The sequence below is a fragment of the Streptomyces sp. MnatMP-M17 genome (genome assembly GCF_900091995.1).
Lineage (GTDB): Bacteria > Actinomycetota > Actinomycetes > Streptomycetales > Streptomycetaceae > Streptomyces.
Genome location: NZ_FMDK01000124.1, coordinates 1 through 7,356 on the forward strand (window position 1 = coordinate 1; position 7,356 = coordinate 7,356).

Annotated in this window: 5 protein-coding genes and 1 pseudogene; 3 read left to right on the plus strand and 3 right to left on the minus strand. The window is 70.9% G+C overall.

Annotation, left to right across the window (positions count from 1 at the left end; all coding sequences use genetic code 11):
* A pseudogene (locus tag GA0115259_RS06670) lies at positions 1-369 on the plus strand (hypothetical protein); the annotation flags it as partial.
* Positions 370-436: 67 nt separating this feature from the next.
* On the opposite strand, the gene GA0115259_RS06675 reads toward GA0115259_RS06670, so the two are convergent.
* Both GA0115259_RS06675 and GA0115259_RS06680 read right to left on the minus strand, forming a co-directional pair.
* The gene (locus GA0115259_RS06675) at positions 437-619 is read right to left on the minus strand and encodes a hypothetical protein (protein WP_093592247.1); all 183 of its coding nucleotides are present in this window, start codon (positions 617-619) and stop codon (positions 437-439) included.
* 66 nt (positions 620-685) lie between these two features.
* The gene (locus tag GA0115259_RS06680) at positions 686-1,777 is read right to left on the minus strand and encodes a fatty acid desaturase family protein (RefSeq protein WP_093592250.1); all 1,092 of its coding nucleotides are present in this window, start codon (positions 1,775-1,777) and stop codon (positions 686-688) included.
* A 273-nt stretch (positions 1,778-2,050) separates the two neighbouring features.
* Between GA0115259_RS06680 and GA0115259_RS06685 the strand changes: the two genes are divergently transcribed.
* On the plus strand, positions 2,051-5,104 hold the full coding sequence (locus GA0115259_RS06685) for a DEAD/DEAH box helicase (protein ID WP_093592253.1): 3,054 nt from the start codon (positions 2,051-2,053) through the stop codon (positions 5,102-5,104).
* Positions 5,101-6,552, plus strand: a complete 1,452-nt coding sequence (locus tag GA0115259_RS06690) for an SWF or SNF family helicase (protein WP_237539818.1) — start codon at positions 5,101-5,103, stop codon at positions 6,550-6,552. The genes GA0115259_RS06685 and GA0115259_RS06690 overlap by 4 nt, the downstream gene beginning before the upstream one ends.
* 109 nt (positions 6,553-6,661) lie before the next feature.
* Here the strand turns inward: GA0115259_RS06690 and GA0115259_RS06695 are convergent.
* The coding region (locus GA0115259_RS06695) for an alpha/beta hydrolase (RefSeq protein WP_093592256.1) at positions 6,662-7,356 on the minus strand (695 nt) is incomplete at its 5' end.

The window sequence follows — 7,356 nt, forward strand, 5'->3', positions numbered from 1 at the left end:
GTATGGCGGGAGCGGCTCGCCGGAGCGGTGGCCATGGACTCCGCCACTGACACCCACGCCGCCGACACCAAGGACAGCGGCCCGGAATCCACGGGACCCTCGCATCAGGGAGTGCGACGCGTGCTGAAAGAGCTGCACTCCTACGTCGAAACGGCTCCGCCGCTCGGCCGGGTCCGCTCCAGCTTCGCCCCGGGCGAGGCCAGAACACTGCGCGCCGACGGCCCCGGCTGGTCGTTCGTCGCCAGGACCGACGACATGGCGTTCATCCTGCTGGACGAGGAGCCGGGCGAGATCCTGCCGGTCGGTCGTGGCACCGAACTTCCCGCGCTGCTCACCGCGCTCGACAAGATGGCCGTACGTCCGGCCTGACCGCTCGCACGGTCAGGCCCTCCTCGTACCCCGTCGGGCCGTCGTCATCGCGCCGCGTCCCGTCGGCTCAGCGGCCTATCTCTTTACGGCTGATCCTGCGCAGCCTGCGGCGCTGCGACGGGTCCAGCATCAGATACGCGGCGGTAGGCACTCCGAGCACCACCAGCAGCGAGAACCAGAATCCGATCAGCGGCATCAGAAGAAGGCCTACGGCCACTCCCCCAATGACGATCTTCGTCCTTGTCGACATCGACGCCTCCTTCGCGGCACAGGCCGCTTCTGCTCGGTGAACGCACGCCGGGCTCCGCCAGTTCCACTATGCGTCCGAGCGCAGCGGTTCGCCGACGTGGTGCATATGGCTGAGCGCCTGCCGGTATGACTCGACGAGCCCGGTCTCGGTGTACGGAACGCCCAGCGCGAGGCAGTGCGCACGGACCAAGGGCTGGGCGAGCCTGAGATGAGGACGGGGCATGCTCGGGAAGAGATGGTGCTCGATCTGGTAGTTCAGCCCGCCCAGGAACCAGTCCGTGAGCATGCCGCCCCGTACATTGCGCGAGGTGAGGACCTGCCGGCGCAGATGGCCCCAGCCCTCGCCGTTCCCGGCGTCGGGCATCTCCATGCCCTTGTGGTTGGGCGCGAACGCCATCCCCAGATGGAGACCGAGAAGCATCTGGTGGATCAGCGCGAACACGACGGCCTGGCCGACGGTCATGGTGGTCAGCAGCAGCGTGACATAAGCGACGACATGGGCCGTGAGCAGCAGGCCTTCCACCACACGCTTACGGGTCGGCATGCCGTCGTCCTCCGGCCCGGAGGATCCGGAGAAGACGGCCCGGAAGCCGTACACCTTGAGGGCGATGCCCTCCAGTGTGGTGAGCGGGAAGAACAGCCAGGCCTGGTGACAGGTCAGCCAGCGGCGCAGACCGGAGCGGCCGGCCGTCTGGTGCTGCGTGAAGACGAGGATGTCGGCGGCGACATCCGGGTCCTTGTCGATGTGGTTGGGGTTGGCATGGTGCCTGTTGTGCTTGTCGTTCCACCACTCCTGGCTCATGCCGAGCAGCAGATTGGCATGGACGAGCTGCACCAGCCGGCCCCTGCCACGGTCGGCGGTGATCTGGGAGTGTCCCGCGTCATGGCCGACGAACGCCATCCGTGCCGATACGACGGCCAGCAGCGGTGCGAGAAGCAGTGTCCACCAGGACGGGCCGAGAAGCGCCATTCCTGTGATGATCGCGCCCAGAAAGAGGAAATTGACAGTGATGCCCCGGGCGTACCAGGCGACCCGGCGCTCCAGCAGGCCCTGCTCCCTCACCGTCCGCAGCAAGGGCGCGAAGTCGCTGCCGCCCGCGCGGCCGACGACGGGGTCGGGTATGGGCTCCGCGATGGGGGCGATGGCGGCTTGGGGCATGTCGGTCTCCGGTCTGTAGGCCGATGTCCAGTGGGGAAAAGTCGCGCAGACTGCGCTGACCTCTTGAAACGTACGGGGAGGGAACGCCTGCGGCCATGAGGCCACCACCCGGAAAAGGTGGAGGCTGCCAGGGGGTCGACGGTGGTGCTGGCTACACCCTGTCGACCAGGCGTGAGTCAGGTCACGGTGGCGCCGCTCCCGCGTGGCTTCGCGGTGAGGTACCCTCGGCGGCTCCGACCCGCAGTAGTCAAACTTGAGGAATGCGTCTTCGCTGTGCACAGGCTCCCCGCGGCAACGCCCTCCCGGATCTCCGAACTCGCCCGCTGCTCCACGGTCTTTCTTCCCGCGGACCCGGCCCGCACCGGCCGGATCGCCCACTGGCACCCCGACGGCGCGGAGCCGCCGTCCGCACCGGGCTCCGTGGAGGAGCTGGCTGTCGTCGACACCGATGGCCACCCTCTCACGGTCGGAGCGCTCCTGATGCCCGTATCAGCCGCTCTTCCGCTGCTGACCAGGGCGCGTATGTGCGCGGACGCCTCGCCGTCGACGGCTTTCTGGGGCGCCGCCGCTCTGCTGGCTCTGCAACTCGCGGCCCGTGGAAGGCTGTTGCCCGGTCTCACCGGTACGGACCATGACGCGTGGCGGGCCGGGCCGCTGACCTCGGAGGATCTGGAGCGGATCCGCACGCTCGCCGCTTCGATGCCGCCCTCCGCCCATGCTGTCCCGCTCGCTACGGCATCACCGGGACCGCTTCTTCTGCCCGCGCCCGAATGGCTGTTGCGGGACTTTCTCGACGCGGTCGTCGACGGGCTGCCCAGGACACCCGCCGCTGAACTCGCGGCCGCAGGGCCCGCTTTCGCCGCGATGCCGGCGAACCGGTTCCCCGAGCTGCGCCGCTGGGCGGCCGATGTGGCCGCCGGCCATGACGCGGGCGTACGGCTCTCCCTCCGCGTCGAACTGCCCGGCCTCACGGACGCCCGAGTGCGCGTGCCGGACGCGGATCCCGGTGCCGGTGCCGGTGTGGGTGCGGGTGCGGGTGCGGGTGCTGGTGCGGGTGCGGGTGCTGGTGTGGGTGTGGGCGTGGACGCCGTTGAAACGGCCGAGGCAGGCCTCGCCTTCCGCGCCGTGCTCCAGATGCACAGCGTCAGCGATCCCACGGTTGTCGCCGACGCAACCGCCGTATGGTCGGGTACGGGATCCACCGGTACGGCCTTCGGCCCGCGCGCCCGGATGGACGCCCTGCTCGCCCTGCGCCGTGCCGCCCGCGCCTGGCCGCCGCTCACACCGCTGCTCTCGGCCGCCGTGCCGGACGCCATCGAACTCGCGGACGAGGACATCACCGACCTGCTGGGCGAGGCGTCGACGGCGCTCGCCGCGACCGGCGTCCAGGTGCACTGGCCCAAGGAACTGGCCCGCACGCTGACGGCACGCGCGGTCATCGGCCCGGGCGGCCAGGCGGAGGAGGGCCACGCCGACCGCGCCGACCACCAGGAGCAGGATCCGAAGGAGGGCGACCAGGACGACCGGAGCGGCCCGTACCGTACCGGTACCGATCTGCCCGCCTTCCTCTCGGCCGACGCACTGCTCTCCTTCAACTGGCTCTTCGCACTGGTCGATCAGCGGCTCACCCGTGCCGAGCTGGACCAACTCGCCGAGGCCAGCCGTCCCGTGGTCCGGCTGCGCGGGCAGTGGGTGCTCATCGATCCCATGGAGGCCCGGCGCGCCCGGGAGAGCCAGGACCGCAAGATCACACCGCTCGACGCCCTCGGCGCCGTACTGACCGGCTCCACCGAGATCGAGGGCCGCCGCGTCGAGGTGGCGGCCACCGGCTGGCTCGCCCGGCTGCGCGACCGTCTCGCCGATCCCGAGCGGGCGGACGGCGACGAACAGCGGATCGGCCCGCCCGCGGCGCTCGCCGCGACTCTGCGCGACTATCAGCTCCGAGGCCTCAATTGGCTGCACCGTATGACCTCACTCGGTCTCGGCGGCTGTCTCGCCGACGACATGGGTCTCGGCAAGACGATCACTCTTATCGCACTCCATCTGCACCGGCAGACCGACGCCTCGGCCGCCGGCCCGACTCTGGTCGTCTGTCCGGCCTCGCTGATGGGCAACTGGCAGCGCGAGATCGAACGGTTCGCGCCCGGCACGCCCGTACGGCGCTTCCACGGCACCACGCGTGACCTGGAGGCCCTGGAAGCAGGCGAGTTCGTGCTCACCACGTACGGCACGATGCGGCTGGACGCGGCCCGGCTCGCCGGTGCCGACTGGGGCATGGTCGTCGCCGACGAGGCGCAGCACATCAAGAATCCGTACTCGGCCACCGCCAGAGCGCTGCGTACGATCGGCGCCAGAGCGAGAGTCGCGCTCTCCGGCACTCCCGTGGAGAACAATCTCTCCGAGCTGTGGGCGATCCTCGACTGGACGACTCCCGGGCTGCTCGGCCGCCTTGGCACCTTCCGTACGCAGTACGCGCGCTCGGTGGAGAGCGGTGACGATCCGGCGGCGGCCGAGCGGCTCGCCGCGCTCGTACGGCCGTTCCTGCTGCGCCGGCGCAAGTCCGACCCGGGCATCGCGCCGGAGCTGCCGCCCAAGACCGAGACCGACCGGGCCGTCTCCCTCACCGCCGAGCAGGCCGGGCTGTACAAGGCGCTCGTACGGGAGACTCTCGCGGCGATCGCGGAGGCGGACGGCATGGAGCGGCGCGGGCTGATCGTCAAGCTGCTGACCGGACTCAAGCAGATCTGCAACCACCCGGCGCAGTTCCTCAAGGAGGACCGGCCGCGTATCGCTGACCGCTCGGGAAAGCTGGATCTGCTGGACGAACTGCTCGGCACCATCCTGGCCGAGGGCGCGAGTGTACTGGTCTTCACGCAGTACGTACAGATGGCGCGGCTGCTCGAACAGCATCTCGCGGCGCGCGGTGTGCCCACGCAGTTTCTGCACGGCGGCACACCGGTTCCCCAGCGTGAGGCGATGGTGGACCGCTTCCAGAACGGTGAAGTGCCGGTCTTCCTGCTGTCGTTGAAGGCGGCGGGCACCGGGCTCAATCTCACCAGGGCCGAGCATGTCGTCCACTTCGACCGCTGGTGGAATCCCGCAGTGGAGGCGCAGGCGACGGACCGCGCGTACCGCATCGGGCAGGACCGGCCCGTACAGGTGCACCGGATGATCACCGAAGGCACGATCGAGGACCGGATCGCCGACATGCTCGCCCGCAAGCTGGCGCTGGCCGACTCGGTGCTCGGTTCCGGCGAGGCGGCCCTGACCGAACTGACCGACGCCGAGCTGGCGGATCTGGTGGAGCTGCGAGGGAGCGCGCGATGAGCGGCACGGACGGTACGGACGGCAGGGGCGGCCGGGACGGCAGGGAAAGCCGGGACGGCCAGGGTGGCCGGGATGGCGGCGGCAGTCAGGGCGGTCGGGACAGCCGGGCAGGCGAGGGTGACATCGAGCGCACCTTCGCCGCTCAGGCACCCGCGCCTGGCCGCGGTTTCGCCCATACCTGGTGGGGCAGGGCCTGGCTGAAGGCGCTGGAGGAGACCGCGCTCGACGGCGCGCCACTGGCGAAGGGACGCAGACACGCCCGCGGGGGCGCGGTGGGTGCCGTGACCGTACGGCCGGGCAGGATCACCGCGGTCGTACAGGACCGGGACGGCACCCCATACCGCAGTGATGTGCTGTTGCAGCGGCTGAGCGAGGAGGAATGGGACCGCTTCCTGGACATGGCGGTGGACCGGGCGGGCCATATCGCGGCGCTGCTGGACCGGGAGATGCCACCGCACCTGGTCGAGGACGCGGCGGCGGCAGGAGTCGAACTGCTGCCGGGCATCGGTGAGTTGGAACCGGAGTGCGGCTGCGAGGCATGGGACCACTGCACGCATACGGCGGCGCTCTGCTATCAGATGGCCGGACTGCTGGACCAGGATCCGTTCGTGCTGCTGCTGATTCGCGGCAGGAGCGAGCGCCGGCTCCTCGACGAGCTGCATGTGCGCAGTGTCGCGCGGGCCTCGCGGGCCGTCGGTACGAAGGCGGAGACGGAGACGGAGGCGGTGCCGGATACGGAGGAGACGGCCGCCGACGCGGTGGGCGTGCCCGCCGTGACGGCCTTCGCGGCACGGGACATTCTGCCGCCGCTGCCCGCTCCTCCGCCGCTACCACGGGAGCCGGGGCAGCCTCCGGCCCTTGACACCGGGACCGAGCCGTCGGTCGCCGACGCCTCGTCCGGGACCGACGCATCGCCCAAAGTGGATGTGGACGCGCTGGAACTCCTGGCCGCGGACGCGGCGGCACGGGCGCTGCGCATGCTCTCCGACGCGCTCGCGCCCGATCATGGACAGCAGCCGCTGGAGGATGAATTGACGCTCCGTCAGGACGGTGTCCGGCTCGCGGCAGCGACGTCCGACACCCGTCTGCTGACGCGGCTCGCCGTCGGCACCGGTCGGCGGCGCGCGGAACTGGACCTCGCCGTACGCGCCTGGCGCCTCGGAGGCGCGGCGGCCCTCGCCGTACTGGAGGACGAGTGGACACCGGAGCCGGAGGCCCTCGCGCGTGCGGAAGCCGCTCTCGCCACCGCCTGGGAGGACGGAGCCGGGCCACGGCTACGGGCCCTGGGCGCGGGCCGCTGGTCCGTCGCCGACGCGTCGGCACAACTGCGGTACGGACACGACGGACGCTGGTGGCCCTACCGAAAGGAACACGGCCGCTGGGCCCCGGCCGGCCCAGCCGCCCACGATCCGGCGGCGGCCTTGGCGGAGGTGCTGAGCGAAGGCTGAAAGGGCCTGACGGAGAGGCGCGGAGGACAGACGGGGGCCGGCGGCCGTCGCGGTCCGTGCGGGCGCCCTGTGCCTTGTGGTCCCGCGCCCTGCGCTCGGCCGAGGCCCGTCAGGTCGCGCCGATGGCGGCGGCGAGCATCGGGAGCGAGCGGGTGAGGGAACGTTCCCAGTACGGCCAGGTGTGGGTACCGGGACCGTAGCGGTCGGCGGTGACACTCAGACCGAGGGCCTGCGCACGGGCTATGTAGTCGCCGGCCATCAGGTCGAGCACCGCCTCCAGGGCGTCGGGAGTACGGTCCGGCGCGTCGAACGGGCCCGGCAGGCCGTTGCCACTGCTGACGTAAACGGGAAAGCCGCGAGGGAGGCGCGAGATGAGCTCGTACGCGTTGTGTTCCCGCCAGAGGGCCGCCTGGGCGGTGGGATCGCCCCACAGATCGAGCGGTTGGAGTCCCTGACCTCTGACGATGTTCTGGATGCCGGTCGTATAACGCGCCGTGTTGACGAGTCCGCTGAAGGACGCGGCGGCGCGGAAGAGCGTCGGATACCGGGCCGCGTAGTACAGCGCGCCGTGCCCGCCCATGGACAGCCCGGCCACGGCGCGCCGGTCGTTGGCCCGTAGCTGCTGTTCCAGGATGCGGCGGACCTCGGTCAGATGGAAGGTCTCCCAGGCGGGAGCACCGTACCGGCCCTGGTTCCACCAGTTGGCGTAGAAGCCGGCCGGACCGCCCTCCGGCGTCACGATCAGTGCCGGTGTATTGGCGGTGATGGCGGCGGCGTTGCCCCAGCCGGTGGAGCCCGGGCCGC

Bases quoted from the DNA above. Each gene is read 5' to 3' on its own strand.
- GA0115259_RS06675 (WP_093592247.1), bottom strand. From the start codon at position 619: ATGTCGACAAGGACGAAGATCGTCATTGGGGGAGTGGCCGTAGGCCTT.
- GA0115259_RS06680 (WP_093592250.1), bottom strand. From the start codon at position 1,777: ATGCCCCAAGCCGCCATCGCCCCCATCGCGGAGCCCATACCCGACCCC.
- GA0115259_RS06690 (WP_237539818.1), top strand. From the start codon at position 5,101: ATGAGCGGCACGGACGGTACGGACGGCAGGGGCGGCCGGGACGGCAGG.